General features: G+C 59.3%; 22 protein-coding genes. 11 read left to right on the forward strand and 11 right to left on the reverse strand.

Translation table 11 applies throughout. The features are described 5' to 3' along the window. Positions 1-73: 73 nt before the first annotated feature. The 6 genes from ACZYTC_RS10195 (at position 74) to ACZYTC_RS10220 (ending at position 4,073) form a co-directional block, all read left to right on the forward strand. The gene (locus ACZYTC_RS10195) at positions 74-436 is read left to right on the forward strand and encodes a septal ring lytic transglycosylase RlpA family protein (RefSeq protein WP_488989507.1); all 363 of its coding nucleotides are present in this window, start codon (positions 74-76) and stop codon (positions 434-436) included. Positions 437-697: 261 nt separating this feature from the next. After that, positions 698-1,240, forward strand: a complete 543-nt coding sequence (locus ACZYTC_RS10200) for a hypothetical protein (protein ID WP_488989508.1) — start codon at positions 698-700, stop codon at positions 1,238-1,240. Between the two features lie 339 nt (positions 1,241-1,579). Then, positions 1,580-2,101, forward strand: a complete 522-nt coding sequence (locus ACZYTC_RS10205) for a glycoside hydrolase family 108 protein (RefSeq protein WP_488989509.1) — start codon at positions 1,580-1,582, stop codon at positions 2,099-2,101. Between the two features lie 452 nt (positions 2,102-2,553). Then, positions 2,554-3,195 carry a hypothetical protein gene (locus ACZYTC_RS10210; protein ID WP_488989510.1) on the forward strand — a complete coding sequence of 214 codons (642 nt, stop codon included), beginning with the start codon at positions 2,554-2,556 and terminating at the stop codon, positions 3,193-3,195. After that, positions 3,192-3,485 carry a hypothetical protein gene (locus tag ACZYTC_RS10215; protein ID WP_488989511.1) on the forward strand — a complete coding sequence of 98 codons (294 nt, stop codon included), beginning with the start codon at positions 3,192-3,194 and terminating at the stop codon, positions 3,483-3,485. Before ACZYTC_RS10210 ends, ACZYTC_RS10215 begins: the two co-directional genes overlap by 4 nt. A 141-nt stretch (positions 3,486-3,626) precedes the next feature. Then, on the forward strand, positions 3,627-4,073 hold the full coding sequence (locus tag ACZYTC_RS10220; protein ID WP_488989512.1) for a hypothetical protein: 447 nt from the start codon (positions 3,627-3,629) through the stop codon (positions 4,071-4,073). 194 nt (positions 4,074-4,267) lie between these two features. On the opposite strand, the gene ACZYTC_RS10225 is transcribed toward ACZYTC_RS10220, so the two are convergent. The 6 genes from ACZYTC_RS10225 to ACZYTC_RS10250 form a co-directional block, all read right to left on the reverse strand. Further along, positions 4,268-4,684 carry a hypothetical protein gene (locus ACZYTC_RS10225; RefSeq protein WP_488989513.1) on the reverse strand — a complete coding sequence of 139 codons (417 nt, stop codon included), beginning with the start codon at positions 4,682-4,684 and terminating at the stop codon, positions 4,268-4,270. 23 nt (positions 4,685-4,707) lie between these two features. Next, the gene (locus ACZYTC_RS10230; protein WP_488989514.1) at positions 4,708-5,091 is read right to left on the reverse strand and encodes a hypothetical protein; all 384 of its coding nucleotides are present in this window, start codon (positions 5,089-5,091) and stop codon (positions 4,708-4,710) included. Further along, on the reverse strand, positions 5,031-5,303 hold the full coding sequence (locus ACZYTC_RS10235) for a hypothetical protein (protein ID WP_488989515.1): 273 nt from the start codon (positions 5,301-5,303) through the stop codon (positions 5,031-5,033). Before ACZYTC_RS10235 ends, ACZYTC_RS10230 begins: the two co-directional genes overlap by 61 nt. 419 nt (positions 5,304-5,722) lie before the next feature. Beyond that, complete coding sequence (locus tag ACZYTC_RS10240) at positions 5,723-6,103, reverse strand: hypothetical protein (RefSeq protein ID WP_488989516.1); 381 nt, start codon at positions 6,101-6,103, stop codon at positions 5,723-5,725. Between the two features lie 299 nt (positions 6,104-6,402). After that, the gene (locus ACZYTC_RS10245) at positions 6,403-7,071 is read right to left on the reverse strand and encodes an SOS response-associated peptidase (protein ID WP_488989517.1); all 669 of its coding nucleotides are present in this window, start codon (positions 7,069-7,071) and stop codon (positions 6,403-6,405) included. A gap of 9 nt (positions 7,072-7,080) precedes the next feature. Beyond that, positions 7,081-7,425, reverse strand: coding sequence for a hypothetical protein (locus ACZYTC_RS10250; protein WP_488989518.1), 345 nt, complete (start codon positions 7,423-7,425; stop codon positions 7,081-7,083). A 162-nt stretch (positions 7,426-7,587) separates the two neighbouring features. Between ACZYTC_RS10250 and ACZYTC_RS10255 the strand changes: the two genes are divergently transcribed. From ACZYTC_RS10255 to ACZYTC_RS10270, 4 genes are all read left to right on the forward strand, one after another. After that, complete coding sequence (locus ACZYTC_RS10255; protein WP_488989519.1) at positions 7,588-8,139, forward strand: hypothetical protein; 552 nt, start codon at positions 7,588-7,590, stop codon at positions 8,137-8,139. After that, a complete protein-coding gene (locus ACZYTC_RS10260; RefSeq protein ID WP_488989520.1) occupies positions 8,139-8,399 on the forward strand; it encodes a hypothetical protein in 261 nt (86 codons plus the stop codon). The genes ACZYTC_RS10255 and ACZYTC_RS10260 overlap by 1 nt, the downstream gene beginning before the upstream one ends. Before the next feature lie 292 nt (positions 8,400-8,691). Next, positions 8,692-8,991 (forward strand): hypothetical protein, encoded by a 300-nt coding sequence (locus tag ACZYTC_RS10265; protein ID WP_488989521.1) that lies wholly within the window; start codon positions 8,692-8,694, stop codon positions 8,989-8,991. 36 nt (positions 8,992-9,027) lie between these two features. Continuing rightward, a complete protein-coding gene (locus tag ACZYTC_RS10270) occupies positions 9,028-9,417 on the forward strand; it encodes a cell envelope integrity TolA family protein (RefSeq protein ID WP_488989522.1) in 390 nt (129 codons plus the stop codon). Between the two features lie 6 nt (positions 9,418-9,423). Here the strand turns inward: ACZYTC_RS10270 and ACZYTC_RS10275 are convergent, their stop codons facing one another. Continuing rightward, positions 9,424-9,627: a hypothetical protein gene (locus ACZYTC_RS10275; protein WP_488989523.1), complete on the reverse strand. Its 204-nt coding sequence runs from the start codon at positions 9,625-9,627 to the stop codon at positions 9,424-9,426. Between the two features lie 137 nt (positions 9,628-9,764). Here ACZYTC_RS10275 and ACZYTC_RS10280 point away from each other — a divergent pair, with 137 nt between their 5' ends. Beyond that, entirely contained in the window at positions 9,765-10,544 is a 780-nt protein-coding gene (locus tag ACZYTC_RS10280; protein ID WP_488989524.1) for a hypothetical protein, read from the forward strand. A gap of 83 nt (positions 10,545-10,627) precedes the next feature. On the opposite strand, the gene ACZYTC_RS10285 is transcribed toward ACZYTC_RS10280, so the two are convergent. The 4 genes from ACZYTC_RS10285 to ACZYTC_RS10300 all read right to left on the reverse strand — a co-directional run bounded on the left by ACZYTC_RS10285 (position 10,628) and on the right by ACZYTC_RS10300 (position 15,952). Beyond that, positions 10,628-12,292, reverse strand: coding sequence for a recombinase family protein (locus ACZYTC_RS10285; protein WP_488989525.1), 1,665 nt, complete (start codon positions 12,290-12,292; stop codon positions 10,628-10,630). 474 nt (positions 12,293-12,766) lie between these two features. After that, the gene (locus ACZYTC_RS10290) at positions 12,767-13,852 is read right to left on the reverse strand and encodes a hypothetical protein (protein WP_488989526.1); all 1,086 of its coding nucleotides are present in this window, start codon (positions 13,850-13,852) and stop codon (positions 12,767-12,769) included. Further along, positions 13,849-15,609 (reverse strand): tyrosine-type recombinase/integrase, encoded by a 1,761-nt coding sequence (locus tag ACZYTC_RS10295; RefSeq protein WP_488989527.1) that lies wholly within the window; start codon positions 15,607-15,609, stop codon positions 13,849-13,851. Before ACZYTC_RS10295 ends, ACZYTC_RS10290 begins: the two co-directional genes overlap by 4 nt. 88 nt (positions 15,610-15,697) lie before the next feature. Continuing rightward, on the reverse strand, positions 15,698-15,952 hold the full coding sequence (locus ACZYTC_RS10300; protein ID WP_488989528.1) for a helix-turn-helix domain-containing protein: 255 nt from the start codon (positions 15,950-15,952) through the stop codon (positions 15,698-15,700). Positions 15,953-16,068 lie beyond the last annotated feature (116 nt).

The raw sequence follows: 16,068 nt of genomic DNA on the forward strand, positions 1-16,068 counted from the left end.
CGATCGGAGATCTTTTCTTTCGAATTGAACATGGGCGCCCTCCAGGGCGCCTTTCCTTTTTGGAGAAGCCGCATTGCAAATCGACCGCCGCGACGTCGGCCCCATCGCCCTCGCTGTCGGTCTGATCTGGGCGGCAGTAGCGATTGACCCCGCCATCGGCGGCCAAACCGGCCTCGCCTCCTGGTATGGGCGTGAAAGTGGCCGGCGCACCGCGAACGGCGAACCGTTCCCCACTTCCGCGCGAACCTGCGCCCACAGGACGGCTCGGTTCGGCTCGCATCTCAAGGTGACCGTGCTGGCGACAGGGCGATCGGTCATCTGTCGCGTCAACGATCGCGGCCCCTTTATCAGAGGGCGGATCGTCGATCTCAATCCAGCCTCGGCGCGGGTCGTCGGTCTGTTCGGATTGGCCAAGGTTCACGTGACCGCGGAGTAAGCGCGTGACAAAGAGACCCGGCTTTCCGGGGCTGGGGGGCTGACAATTGGATCGCCGAATCTCTTTGCACCGTGGTGGTGAACCTTCTCAAGTTGGGCGAGAAAACTTAGCCGAGACTTAGCACCGCCCCAGGGCGGTTTTTCTTTGGAGAGTTGACATGCGCATCCTGCTTTGCGGGTTGCTGGCGCTTGCCATGATGTCTTGCGCCACCCGCCAGCCCGATGCCCCGATTTGGGCCGGACTCTCGAAGGAGATCCGCAAATGGTGAGGCTGCTGCTGATCCCGGCGTTCGCCGTGGTGAACCACATTCGCGGTGGTGGCGGCCTGTTCGGGAAGCGTGCTGTCCAACTGCTGCAGCGCATTCCGGGTAACGGAGATATCACCGCCGCCCCGTTCGTCGCGCTGATGGCATGGGCGGCCGGCGCGTCGGCTTTCGGGCTGCCGAACTGGGCGTCATGCCTGATTTTTGCCTCGTGCTGGCTCGCCTGGTCAACGCCGGCTTGGGGCTTCCTGCAGGGATTGGGACGCGGGCCAGGGCCGACAGATCGGGAGCCGTCTTGGTACGAGGCGCTATTCATCCGATGGTCCTTCGGCAGCCCCCATCTCGCCTTCGGCTACCGGACAACGCTGTTCCTCATACCAACGGCGATCTGCTTCGGCTGGCAATGGATCCTGCTGGGGCCGCTCCAGGTTGCCGCCTACGAACTCGGATGGCGGATCAGACCCACCGGAGGCATCGCTGTTGGTGAACTGTTGACCGGAGCGCTGTGGGGCATTTGCTTGCTGATGTTCTCAGCAACCTGAGCGGCCCGGATCTCGCACCGACAGGGGAGCAATCGGGACGAGAAACCGGGCCGCCGGACTACTCTTTGCGAGGCCGCTTGTCGGTGGCTGACACAAGACGCCCTCAACCTCGCCCGTTCGAACTGAGAAAACCAAAATCCGTTCCGTAAAAAAGCGCGGCCCGGCATCGCTATATCCGGCAGGGACAACCACACCGGGCCGCTGCGCCGGCAACATCACATCTGCCGGCGCGCGCGAAGAACGTTTGGCGGCCGGATTTGGTTCCATGGAAATTCGTTTCGCGTAAGCGCCTGAAATCGCTCCACGAATTCAACAGAGAAAATTATCGAGGCCCTTTCAATGAGCGACACTCTCGCCCAATCGATCAAGCTCGTCTTCGGATCAGAGGGATCCTACGTCAACCATCCGAAGGATCCGGGCGGCGCTACGAAGTACGGCATCACTGCTGCCACTCTCGGTGCCTGGCGTAAGCTCGGTCGGAAAGCGATGCCGCCCGAGGTTGCAGCTCTAACTTTGGCCGAGGCGACGCGGATCCTCGACAAGCAATATGCCCAGCAGATCCGCTACGCCGAACTGCCATCCCCCATCGATTATGTCGTGTTCGACGAGGCCGTGAATTCCGGCCCTGTGCAGGCCATCAAGGATCTGCAGGCCTGCGTTGGTGCGAAGGTCGACGGGAATATCGGCATCAACACACTGCGGGCCGTGCAGAGCGTCAACGACCGCGCAGCCCTGGTCCGCAAGCTTTGCGCCCGCCGCCTCGGCTTCATGCGCCGTCTCAAGACGTGGCTGACCTTCGGCCGTGGCTGGACCAATCGGGTCAATCACGTCCAAGCGACCGCTCTAGCGATGATCAAATAGTCCGAGCCCGGCGCAACTATGAATAGCGATGATCCGGTCTTTTATCCGGCATCACATTTCGGCTCTTCATAGGGGTGCGCTCTCACATAGTTGGTCTCAGTGAAGTTCGGACAGCCAGGGATGAACAGGGGTTTGTATCCCTTCGCCCTTACGCAATTGTCGACGAATTTCGCTGCAGCATCCTGGTGTGAGCCCTCTGGAATTGCGTTCACACAGGCAGTCAGGTCACGCCCCTTCATGTCATTGGATGCGTTCGGCTTCCACATGTAGGCGTGGGGCGCTCCATTACATCCAGCGACGGCCAAGGCCAAAACGAGTACCCACCCCTTCATGTCTTCCCCCTGCTTTTCGCCAACATCGAATAGTGGGCGGAAGTAGTCAATCGGCCGTTGCTGGCCGCCTCCCGCGCCCGGCCGGCTGCCGAGCATCTCTCCTCACAGCAGGATCTTCCGATGAACCGCTTCTATCTCGCGGCGCTGCTGGCGCTCGCGCTGGTGACGTCTGTCTTCTTTCACCCGCTGGTCGGCCTGGTGGTCTTCTCCGTCGGCGTCGTCACTCCCCTCCTCCCTGCTTACGCCTGGGCCGGCGCAGTGGCTCTCGTCGCCCTCGTCGCGCCGGCGCTCGCCCAGACCGCAACCGACGCGGCTTCGACCGCGGTGTCTTTGCCAATCGGGCAATGGATCAGCGATCTAGGTACGGTCGTGCTAGCGATCGCCGGCGCGCTCATCGCTTGGATCGTCCGGAAACTGCCGGCACAGATTGCCCAGATCATCACGACTGCCCAGGTCGACCAGATGCTGACAAAGGCGATCGGCTACGCGATCAACGCGGTTGAAGGCGCCACGGCCGGAAAAACGCTGAACGTCAATGTCGGCAACGCTGTACTCGCTCAGGCCCTGAACTATGTCACGGTCCATGCGCCGCAGTGGCTGATCGAATGGATGGGCGGCCTCGATGCCATCGCCCAGAAGATCATCGCCAGGCTAAATCTTGATCCGGCGGCCGGCGTCTCTTCGATCAATGGCACGCCGGTAATCACTGGAAGCGCGCCGGCGGCACCGTCGCCCGCCCCTGCCCCGGCGCCAGCCGCATGAGCGCGTTCTGGTCTGCGCTGCTGGCTTTGTTCCTCGACGCCTTCGGCAAGGCCGCTACCGACTGGCTGACGGCCTGGCAGACCCAGCAGAAGGCAGATGAGGCGATCTCGAATGCGGCCGTCTCATCTGCTGCCACCGAAACCCAACAGGTCATCACCGGAGTTGCCGATGCGCGCTCGCAACTTTCTCCCGCTGGCTCTGCTGGCGATCTGGCTGCCGAGTTGCGCGCACGCGCCGCCTCCGAAGGCAGTGACAGCAGCGCCGGCCAAGGCAACCAACCGACAGGCTGAGATCAAGCGCCAGCTTGCTCCGATCTGCCCCAATCCCTTGCCGGCGGCATCACTCAATCGCGCTGCCGATTATCTCGATGCTCACCCCGATGCCTTTCCTGTCGTCGGGGATCTCGACCGATTGGATCGCGAGACCAGGCTATGCCGCGGCCTTTCACCTGGTCCCTGAGGGACACGCTGCTCAATGGCACTGCGCCGCTTCTTCGCATGTTGGGGTTAGGGATGATGGCACGATCATACGGAGAAGCGGAATTGCACCGCGCGGTGGGGGAGCTCGACGCCAAGGTCGAGATGATGCGCGAGGACATGCAGGCCATTACCAACGACCTCAAACAGTCCATCGCGGAGAACCACCGAATCCTGCAGAAGCTGGATAAGGTCGAAAACAAGCTCAACCCATTGCCGGATGCCGTGAACGGGCACGATGCCAGGATCGTGAAGCTTGAGCAGTTCGACGGAAAGCTGATGGGTGTCGTCACCCTCGCCGGCATCACGATCTCAGCGATCGGGACCGGATTCTGGATGCTGATCACCAACTTCTCGGCGGTCGTGTCGTTTGCCAAGAAGCTGTTCGGCTGGGGGCCGTAAGCAGGCAAATAAAAAGCCCGGCGATGTCGGACACGCCGGGCTAAGTCTGTTGCCTGCGACGCTGAATTGCCCCGCACCGCGAATTGAAGTGACGAACGTAAAGCCATTATTTCTGCCGCACTGACAGCGGCACACTCGCCCCTGGTCTTCGGGCTGGGGGCGCTTTTTGCGTTTTGGCGGCACTCGATGGGATTTTACGCCGGATCATCAAGATTCAGTTCAATCATTTCGAAGGAAGGCCGGTCCGTAGCGATGACATCGATACAGGAATTCAGGCTAATGAACGTATATTGCACCAATGACGGGAAGATATGCTTCACCGTCTCATCTAGCATCTGCCAGAATTTTCCGTCTTCCACAACATATGCAAATCCAGCAGGATCATTGCCTTGAAGGGGTAGGCACTTCTCAATGCTATAGATCATCTCATCGACAACCCTGAATTGCTTCACGCTGTCGAATTTTACCCGCACCGCAAGTGACTTGGCCACGCTTGCCAGTGAAATCGAGAAGTCGGCAAGCAAGCGCTCCTGTCGCCAGTATAACCTCACCAAATCACAAGAGTCCTGCCGAATGGCTAGACCTGTGGGTAAGGGCGTCAAAAGTGTCATTTTATGGTCCTATGGGGCGTCAGCTATTCTTCCTCATATCCGCCGAGACGGTCATACCGTACGCTGAAATCAGCCCCCAACTCCTCCCGCAACAACGGAAGCACTTGGCATACAGCGTCCTCGAATGCAGCGTATTCCTCTCGCGACCAGGGCCCCGGATCAGGAGGGTATTCCCAGTTGAGAGCTACATCATGCAATCGTGACAGATCGTCTAACTTTTTCCGTAAGCTTTCCGATAAGGGAAGGCGGTCTTCGATCGAGCCAACGTCGAATGCAGCCCGAGCTGCATCGTTATCACACCAGAGGTAGCCCCCTCCCCATTCAAACATCAGACGCAGGTCATAAGTCATGATCTTGGCAGCGAAACCGTTGAATCTGTTTGTAGCGAGAGCCGAATGCTCTGCCATTCAATCCAGCAATTCTCTGGATCGATATCTTGATAGCCTCTTTCCTTTTCTACTGCGGCAAACGCGAACAAGGGCATCGCAATGGCTGGTGCGGCATCACGAATTTGTATCACCTCAGCCTCATCCAAAGGCGAGCCTTTTTCCCTTTCGGCAGCCAAGAGAGTTGCAACCAAGCTTGGTACATGACGAATGATCAATTCGTTGTCGAGCAAATTGCCCTCCTCAGATACTGTCGAAACCCTATTCGCTTGATCTGTCAGTTGTCGCAGAAGTTCCGATTAAAGCTTCTCTTTTGCACTGGGCTTTTGCAATGCCTTTCGTCGCCCCCCGGGCATTCGGCTGGAGGGGCGCTTTTTGTATTTGACGCTCGGGTTTTAAGGCCGTTTGCCGAGACTACGATTTGCCAGAAATACACTCTGTGGTTTGGGGCTTCCGTCGGCCTCACGCCAACCCCACGAGATTTCCTTCGCCACGAAACCGATTGAAATGTTCTGCGTTGGATCGCCTCCGCATTCGGCCTCAATCAATCCGATACAGCCCCAACAGTCGCCGCCACAGTCACCAGACATAGGATCGGCTTCTACGCTCAATGGCCGCCCGCAGAGACTGCAATCTCCCATTTTTGCTATCATCAGGCCGCGTTCCGATAATACGTCGTCGCCCCGATCTTGGCCGTTCGCTCGTCGATCGCGCTCACTTCCTTGCCGTTCAGCAGCCAGACCAGGCCCATGGCGTCGTAGCGGGTTAACGGCGCCACGGGATGCAGGCTGAAAAGGTCTTCAGCGGTCCAGCCCAGTTCGGCGGCCTCATGGCCCCAATCGGTCAGGAACTCAATTGCGTCGAGCTTTGCTTTCTCCCAGCGCTTCGGGTCGACGGTCGGGTTCGTCTTCATGAGCTTGGCCAGCTCATCAGCGAACGGGCCGGTATAGGATGGGGCTACAGCAAGGGCGGCTGGCATCGATATCTCTCCGTCAAACGGTAGATCGAACAGCAGCTCGGCGGGATCGGCCATCGTCTCTACCTCTCAACGGACTCAGCGACGGAACGGTGTAGATTCGGTTTCTGTTCGAGCCCAGATAATGACCCACCTGGTGCCGAGCTTCCCGCCCTCCGGCTCCAGTCTGAAGCTCATGTTATCAACGCGCACGATGATCGCAGTGAAGGTCGCAGTGACTATGAAGGCACCCAAGCCGGGCCGTTCGCCGGGCACGAGCTCGGGTGGCTCGCCTGGCAGGATCGTGGCCGGATGATTGGGCCACGGCATCTGTTTGAGCAGCAGCACCGAGCCGCGGCGAAAGTCAGGCCACGGCCTCACCGCTCTGCGGAGCTCGCATTCGCCGGCCGGGGCACAACAACCAGCTGGTCACCCGGCAATGGGCGCTGCAGGACCTTCGCCTCGCTCCACGATGCCTTCAGCCAGACCTCACGCTCCTCGGCGGTTGTCAGGATAACCGGCATTGCTTTGGCATGGTGAGGCTTCACAACCGCATTCGGCTCAGTCGTCAGGAACCCGAAGACATCGGCTGTGACCTCGCCCTCTTTCACCTTCCGGACCGAGGTCCAGTTCGTCCAGATGCCGGCGAAGAACGCGATCGGCTGGTTGTCGTTGAGCGCGAACCACTTCAACGCCTTGCCGCCTTTTTCGTTCTTCTCGCTGTCGGAATATTCAGAGAAGGCGGTCATCGGCACCAGGCACCGGTTTTCTTGGCCCAGCCAGCGGCGCCAGTGCGGAGAGGAGACATTGCGGATATTGGTGACGCCGGGGTCGCTCTTCTTGCCTTCGAGGAATTTCGGAGGTGTCGGCATTCCCCAACGAGCCAGCACGAGCTCGCGGACGCCATCCGTTCCGTCTCGAATGATCGGCGACGGATAATCGGGATAGACATCGACCGCGTCAGGCCAGTTTACCGTGTCTCGAATGACCGGCCCGAGGAGCCGTAGCTCCTCTTGCGTTATTCGCTGGTTGAACAGATTGCACATGGATGCGCCTCACCGCGCCATTTTGGCCTTGTCCGCATTGAAGTCCGCTACGATCTGGTCGCTTCTCGCTTTGGCTCTTGAGGCTTCGCATTGGGCCATCGCGGGTGTACCTGCCTGAAAGCCAGAACCGATACATTCGGCTGTTCCATTCGCCTTACGTATCCTCGCCCGCTCAACACCGATGCAGTCTATGTAATTCATCTGCTCCGGAGTGTTCACTTTCGCAGGGTGCAGACCGCGGCTGGCACATCGCTGCTCCGCGGCGGCGTTCTCCTGGCGAATGGTCTGCTCCATGGCGCACCCAGCAAGGCCGAAGGCCAATCCGACTACCAACGAATAGCTCAATATGCTCATTCTGCGATCCTTCTGCCGGGGTTCTGCGATCCAGCATGCTGCGCCTTCGCGCCCCGCGCAACCCCTTCGCTATGCCGTGAACGAAATAAGAACAAAAGAGTCGACTCATCCGAAAATCGGGATTAGCCTTTTCGTCGATCGACACCGCAGATGGAGGCGAAAGTGTTGGAAAAGCGACGCGTTACCGTCGATGTCGACGAGAACTCTGGCCCCACCTACGAGGAAGCCAGAAAGCTTGACGACCTGCGCTCCAAGCTCCCCGATCCCGAGAGGGTTCAACTGGTTCTTCTGCGCGCCTGCACGAATATGGCCCGCGAACTCGATCTGGCGCGGGCAGAGCTTCAAATCTTCGACGAAGCCAAGGCGAAACCCGGTGATGACAGGATCTCGCTCGATGACCTCGAGCGGCTCGACGGCATGAATCCCGATTGCAGTTTCGAGGCTGTCGTCAACAGTTGGCTGCATGATGCCGGCGGCGATGCCATGCTTGCTCTCCGCCGAATGGTCCGCCGCAGCTTCGCCAACGACAACGAGCTCGATTCAGCTCGACTGGCGTTGCGCGACCTCCAGGTAAAGCATGGCGAGACCCCTTTATGGATCGAGGATCCTGAGGAACTACGCGCTCATCTCAAGGCGATGTTCGATCGCGAGATGCGCGAGATTTCGGATCGATGGGTCGGCGTGACGCTGACACCGGACGAAACTGCGAACTGATGGGGACGCCGGCCTCTGAGCCAGTCGACGATGATCTCGAAACCAGTGTGGACGGTGCAATCGCAGCCTGTGATGGCGACGCGAGAGCGGCCGTGCGCGTCCTGCTGGTGGCGCTGGATCATTGTCAGATCGAGCTTGAACAACGAAACGAAGAGATTGTGCAGCTCGCGCGGGACATCTCGCGGGGCTATTCGCGCGGGCGTTGGGAGGATCTCCTGACCCGCGCCGAGGTTCCGATCCCCTACAAACCGGACGAATGACATGGGGAGAGACAACCCGCCCCAAACAATTCACCAGGCGCTAGAGTTTGGCTGGACGCACCTGTCGATTGAATGCCGGCGTTGCAAACATGAAGGCAAGATCGACTTCCTGCAGCACATGCTCCGACGCCCCGGCTCACTCTTCGCGCTCTTTGGATGCGCGGTGTGTGCCCGGTGCGGAGCGCGGCCGACAACGGGGAGCTTGGCATTCCAATTGGACAATGGCGGATGGCACACCAAGCGCGTCGATTTCTTCGAGGGCATGGTGATTCGGCCCTCTCGGGAGTGAGCTATGGTCTATCGAAAAGGCGAGTTCCAACTGTCGAGCCTGGACAGCCAATACCCGTTTCACATCGCCCGGCACTCCCCTAATGGTCGCGTGCCGAATCTGGCGGAGGTCGACGAATTCTCCCGAGCATTTGGCGGAGCGCCGAGGCATCGCAGCGTCGGCGACTGGGCGACGTTCCATCACATCTTCTGTTTCAAGGAAGAGCGTTACGCCATGGAATTTCAGGAGCGATTCGGCGGGTTTCCGATCGAGGCAAATCCGAAGGCGCGAAAGGCATTGCTGGAACGGCTGCGGGCAAAGTAGCTTGGACGAGGTGCAGCGCTCAGTTTAAGGTCCGCGATGTTCAAAATTATGGTGAGAGTAACGCGGATCAGCGCGGCTGCCGCTACCCTTCTGCTGCCGCTGCACGCCAGCGCTCAGGATGCCCCGAAGCTCACCTTGTCCGATATGGCGCAGATGCAGCACATGCTTATGCAGCAGATCAAACCCTGTATTCCGCCGCACGCGGCCGTTCAGATGGGCAAAGTGATTTTGCGCGTCCGGATGAACCCAAACGGCACCCTAGCAGGGGCACCGGTGGTGCTTTCCTCCACGTCGGCAGCTGATGGCTCCATACTCATTCGAGCTTTCAGCCGCTGTATCACTCCAGAAACACCGCTCAGATTCTCGCCAGAAAAATATGCTGCTTGGAAGGTGTTCAATTACACCTCCGAGCGACTGCCGCATTGAAGGCCTTCAATCGCCCTTCAACATCCGCCGTCTTTCATTTGCGAAGGCGATCATAGCATCGGTTCCGGCGTTGGCCGCCTTCGCCAGCATGTGATGATCAGCCAGGCTCTGCAGCGCGACGGTGATCTCGATCGTCTCCCACCCTGCCCGCTCGGCGCGCTCCACGATGTCCTGAAAGGCGCGCTCCAAAGCCTCCTCGCAATTCAGCAAGTGGCCGCTACTCCCCCGCGCTATGATAAGTTCTCCACCTTAAGAGCTGCGCATCTAGGCCCTTGACTATTTCTGAATCAAATCACTGATGATTGACTACATAGAAGGGCCCGCCTCACCTACTGAAAGATTAAAAGATGGCCATTACCGGAGTGATACTTGATGCTCTACAATCCAAAGAATTCGTCGCCGGCGTTGGCGGCGCCGTAATCGGCGCCATTGTAGGTGGCAGCATATCATTTCTTCTGCAAAACCAAAATATCAAGACGTCCAAAAGAGACAGAGATGCCGAAAGATTTGTTACTAAGCAAGGACTCGCAAATTCAATTCTATTCAAAGTCATGTATATTCATTCGGATATTGGAATGACGGTCCGATATATCGGATCAACACTCGAGAGAAGGGGCAAGGATAGGAATCCAGAAAGACTGTGGGCCTATCTCCTTCCACGGGGAAATTTGTCCAGAACAATGGAATTTACCCCGGACGAAATTGGGATGCTAATTGGTTTAGGTGATGCCGAGTCCACAAACGATCTAATGAAGCTTGAGTTATTACATGCTGATATGTTGCACATTTGGAAGCTTTATGAGCAAAAAAGAGAGGATCTTTCAAAAATACTTCCTGTTAGTTCCGCTGAAGGTGCAGTAATAAGTTCCGAAATGAGCGACCCTAAATTTTTCTCTGCGGCGCCAGCTATTATCGCTGTGAATAGCATTGCGACCTACATATTCAATTCTACATTGCCGAACTATACAGACTCGGGCGCTTGCTTGGAAAGGATTTACAGCGTCTTGAAGGAAAAGTTGAAGCTTCCGTTTCAGATAAAATTCGACCTTCCTGAAGATTTGATCTCCGCATTGGCGGTGTACGAGGCCGAGCACAAGGCTGCCAACTCGTCAAAGGAAACGGCCTGATGCTATCCTGTTGGGGGCGCTAAATCTAGCGAGACCGACGTTGCAATTGTCGCTAAAAGGTGCGACACGCGCCAGCGAAAAGCCTAACAATTCCCCTTCGCAACGTGCGACGTTCGAAGGTCATAACTAATTGATTTTACTTGATCGTTAGTAGCCCCTAGGGCGCGCCATTCTCGAACAAAAGAGAGAACTGCAGGTGTAGAGCTTTCGAGCCCATCTGCCGCACTTTTCGCCAATTTTGATTTCGATCCGCTGATCCGAATTTCGCTGTCGTCGACAGTGACGTCCTGCAGCACCAGTCGCACGTAGGCCTGCCGCAGCTCATCTGAGCCACGGTGAAGCGCATCGCGAAGCAACGCGGCGATTCGCTTCACCTTCTCCGGCGTCAGTTCGGGCCGCCCAGTCCCCAGGCGCTTGCCAAGGTCGGCTGCTTCGCGGCCATACTCGTCCCGTTGCAATTTGAGCGAGGTCAAGCGCTGGCGAAGATTGGGGTCGTCGGCCTCCATCAGCCCTTGCTCGACGAGCTGGAGAAGTCGCGTGAGAGCAGCCTCCGCCTCGCGATGGGAGGCCTTCAACTTGGAGAGCTTGTCTTTGAGGACATCCGAGCGGTCGCTCGAAGCATCGAGATAGGCCTGAAGCAGGTCCTGGAGCCGATCGGGCTGCAGGACTTTCCGGGTGACGGCGTCGATGACGATGTCATCGAGCTTGTCCATGGGCATACGCAGCCCCGTACAGGCCATCACTCCCTTCTTCAATTTCGAAGAACAGCAGTAGTAGTGGTAGCGCCCACCCTTGCCGGTGTTGAGAATCAGTGCAGCGCCGCAATGCCCACAACGCGCGATGCCCGCGAGCAAGGTCGGTCCATTGGCCACCCTAGGCGGCATACGCCGGGGATCACGGCTCTGAAGAAGGGCCTGGACCTCGTTGAACAACCCCTCCTCGACGATGGCCGGCACCTCGATGCTGATCCACTTGGACGGCGGATGGGGCTTCTTGTTGCGGCTGTCGAAACGGTTGAATATGTGGCGACCGTGATAGGTGGTCATGGTCAGGATGCCGTGGACGCTTCCGGTCGAGAATATATGGCCGCGCCGGGTGATCCCGCGCTCGTTCAGATGAACGGCGATTGCCTTAACGCCGACGACCGGCCCGTCCCGGCCCGAGGCCATGTCGAAGATACGGCGCACGACGGCCGCCTCATCCTTGTCGATCACCAGGACTTTCTTGTCCTTGTTGCCCCGCCGTTCCCGGATCTCGAGGCCGTAGCCAAAAGGCGGCTTGGCGCCATTCCAGAACCCCTGGCGAGCATTCTCGCACATGGCGCGGTGAACATGCTTGGCGTTCTCGCGCGACTGGTGCTCGTCGAAGACGTTCAGGATCTTGCGGATGAACTCTCCGCTCGCATCCTCGCCGATATCCTGCGTGATCGAGACCAGCCGCACGCCCGCCTTGGCGAGCTGGCGCACATACAGTTCCGAATGCAGCGAATCACGACTGAAACGGCTGAGCGAATGCACGACGATGGCCGAAAAGGGCCTCTCCGCACGGGTTGCCCGAAAGATCATTTCCTGGAACGCAGGCCGATCGTCATCGAGCGCCGAGGCGCCAGGCTCGGAGAAGATTTCCGCAACCGTCCAGCCACGACGCTCGCAATAGGCGCGGCACTGGGCAATCTGATCGGGTAGAGACAGATCGCGTTCGGCCTGGCGAACGGTCGACACACGGACATAGATGGCAACCTGGCTCATGGCGCGTCATCCTCCTCGAACAGGATGGCATCGATCTCCCGGCCAAGGAAGGCACGAAGCAGTGCGATCTCCCCTCTGGTCACAGGCAACGTGGCGGGCAATGCGTTCACCACCTGACGTTCCTTCCGCCGCCCCGCACCGCCCCCAACGCTCCCAGCTTCCTTCTTTCTGCTTCCCTCTGGTGCGACGCGGCCATGCGAGGACGCCGGCTTGATGCCGCCATCGAATCCTCGGGAATGGGTGCGCCTGTCTTCCATCCCTGATTGTCTAGAGCGGAGCGCGAACCGCAACCAGATGGTGGGGACCGGAGTGGACTCATCGCTGATCCGGGCCTTGAAGACCCGGTCAGCGGCCTGGGCACTCCATTCAGTGCAATTAATTGCACTGATCCTCTTTCGCCCGTTGTGAGTTCGGAGCGGTCCTGTTCCGTCTGGACGCGTTGAGAACGATCGGCGAGCAAGCACAGACCCCACCTCATGTCTCTCGCTTCCTTTTGCCCATCAGTCGCTCCTGTGCCGCCGCGCGCCGAACCTGAAGCGACGACTGCACGGCCTTGTGGGCAAGGGCACCGGTGGAGAGGACGTAATATCTGTGGGCCGTGCGAGTGTCGGTGTGGCCGAGCAGATCAGAAACCATGCCCACCGCCTCGGGGGCATGGTCGACAAATCCAGTAGCCGCGATGGTCCGCACCAGATGCGGCCAGACATGACGGCCAAAGGCATCACGAGACCGCTTCTCGATCTGGGCGCGGATGGCACTATCCTGCATCGTCAGCCCCCAGCGATTGATCCACAGGTGATCGGTTGCCTTGCTCCCGCCCTGGGCCAGCAGATACGGACGGTGCTCCCTCAGATAATGCTCGATATAGGGCGTGAGATCGGATGGCAGGTCTCCCTCAAAGACGTTTGCGTTCTTGGTTTCCTCCTTGCCGAAACGCAGATGATAGCCTGCCCCATCGAACCACAGATGCATGCCGATCCTGATGGCAGCCAAATTGGCAATACGCACCGGGCAACAGGTCAACATGGCGATCAGCAACCCATCCCGTGCCATGGTGGCGGCATGATAGCGGTGGTCCTGGGCCTGCTCGGCGGACCGGTCCATGAGCATGAGCCCAAGGCCATAGAGCTGCCGCGCCTCGACCATATGACCGCGCTTGTCTCGGCTCGGCTGGGCACTCTGCTTGAGATTGGCCACCGCCGCCTTGAGCCAGTTCCAGTCGCGACCAGGAGCCATCACCGTCAACATGCGCACGGCGGCCTGGACCATCATGGCCGTGCTCCACGGCGACACACGGTTCTGGAGCTCAGCGACGAAGACCTGGAAAAGATCGATAGTGACGCGCTCCTCGGGCCGAATGTCCGGATCGAGCTGACCGGTTCGGTCGAGGAAGGCAAGCCACTGGCCATAGCCCTGCTCGACGATCCGGCACCGCTTGGGGCTCCAGTTACGGGCGGGACGCCGCTCCGACAGGAAGCTGACCGCCATGCGGGCTTCTCGCCAGCACTGCTGGTCGATCGGCGGCCAGTCGGCGGGCTTGAGGGAAAGGGCATTACTCACAAGACGTCCTCCCTGTCATCGACGAGCGGATCGGGGCGCCGCTTGCCGCTGCGGCGGATTCGGATTTCCGCCTGGGTGCGAGTGTGCAGAATCTGCGCCTGGTAGTGGCGCGTCGCCTGACGCTGCTTGGGCCTGGAGTAGAAGGTTTTCGTGGTGTTCGGATCGCGATGGCCCAGATGCTGGCTGACCACGAAAAGCCCGTTCGGATCATTCAGCAGATAGGTCTCCGCACTCAGATGCCGGAATTGATGTGGCGTGATTGCCTGCCCCAGAATCAGGCGGGAGTGGCTCTGGATGGCCGCGGCCATGGACCTGGAATCGATACGACCGCCGCCTTCGGCGGGAAACAGCCAGGCCGTGGGCGTGGAACAGAGCTTCGGACGCCATTCGGCGAGATAGATCTCCAGCAGTTCCACCGTCGATGCCGGCAAGGTGAAGCGCAACGGCTGGCCATTCTTGACCTCTGCGGGTGTAACCTCGATGATCCAGGATGCCTCTTTCACATCACCGACCCGGCGGATGGAGCGATCGAGTTCAAGGGACACGAGATTTTCTCGCCGCAGACTGCAGGTCAGCAGGACCTCGATGGCCAGGGCGGAGCGAACCATGGCGGGAGACCAGCGGCTATCAGCCCGCTCACGAGCCTTGCGGAACAGAAGCTGGGGCAGCATGAGAACCAAATCGTGGAAGCGCCCATCGTCCAGCTTGTCGAGCAGCTTGCGGTTCTTTTCCGTCATGCCGCGCATTGGCGGCGCCTCTGCCTTGACGTTGGCGAACAACTCGGCAATGCGGCGCTGGTGTTCTTCCGGCACGCCGCACCACTCGGCAATCATCTGTGCGCGCATCGCGAGCATGAAGATGTGCTTCGTCACCTTCCCGCCTGCCCGCTCATAAAGAAACATCAGCGCACGGTTGAGACGGTCGAGATCAACCACGTCTGCCAAGCGCGGCATGGTTTCGAGGATCACGCCGCTTGCAACCGCCGCCGACACCAGCGTGGCGATGACATGGCGATATTGCTGCACCGTTGTGGGCTTCAGGCTATGCACCTGCTTACCGGTGAAGGCCGACGGCTTGGTCAGATGCGCCAGGAAGGATTCCGTGTCGGCTCGCAATCCCGCCGGCCACTGGGCCATGTCGACCCAATAGGGCGAGCGTTTGATCGGCGGGGGTGTCAGCCTGGCGAGCTCCTTGTGATCGCTGCTCCCGGTGAGCCGGTTCCAGGCCCGGATGGTCGAGCGCACCACGCCATCCCACTTTTGAACAAGTGCCTCGTCACGCAGGTGAACGGCGAACCGTTCCATGTGGGCATCGCAGATGCCAGCCGGCGTCCAGCCCTGACGGTCGGCAAAGTGGAACAGGCGCGACAGATTGCGCTGGCTGCCGACATCGAGGCTTGCCTGCAGATCTCCCCAGGCACCTTCCAACGCGGGCCGCGATCTCGGGTTGGGCAGCTGCGACGCGGCGAGCTGGAAGGCGGCACGCAGGCGCGACTTGAGGTTGGCGAAGGCGCCGGAACTCATGCCCGCCATCGCCGGCGACCAGCCTTTCAGACGGTTCAGGATGGAGCGCGGATCGGCGGGAAGGTCGAGCATGCCGTGCCCGACCAGTTCGTCGGCTCGCTTGATGGCAGAGCGGATCAGGCTCTTCTTCTCGGCGGAGAGGTCGCAGGTCAGGATGAATTCGCGCAGGTCGCCGAGCGTGGCTACGGGCAGTTTCCCGATCGTCTGGGCGTTGTTATGATCAGAACTGGTCATTGTTATTCACCAACATTCAAAGCTATAATTTTATGAATTCCTTTATATACTATTCCTTGTTTATAGTTATTGAAGGTATTCACAATGATCAGGATTGAATACTTCCGCGCATGAATTTGACGAGATCTGCCTTGTCGACGCGCACTTGCCGCCCTGCCCTGTAGGCACGTAGACCCCCCTGGCGGATCCAGCGGCGAACGGTGGCGTCCGACACGCTGGCAAAGGCCATGACCTGGCGTAGCGTCAGCAGCGTCTCCGGCATCGCATTGGAACGGCCGCCCGCGTCTGAGGATTTGAAGGCCGCGTCGATCGTACGGGGCTTGCGAATGACGATGGGGGCCATACCGTCTCTCCAGGTTGAACGCCCTGCGGAGAGAGGAAATGTGATCGTCCGCCTATCGACGACGGAGGGCTAGCGCCCTGCAGCGCCTAGTTCTCCAGCTCGATGCAATCACCATT

It is taken from the genome of Labrys sp. F242, from assembly GCF_057813875.1.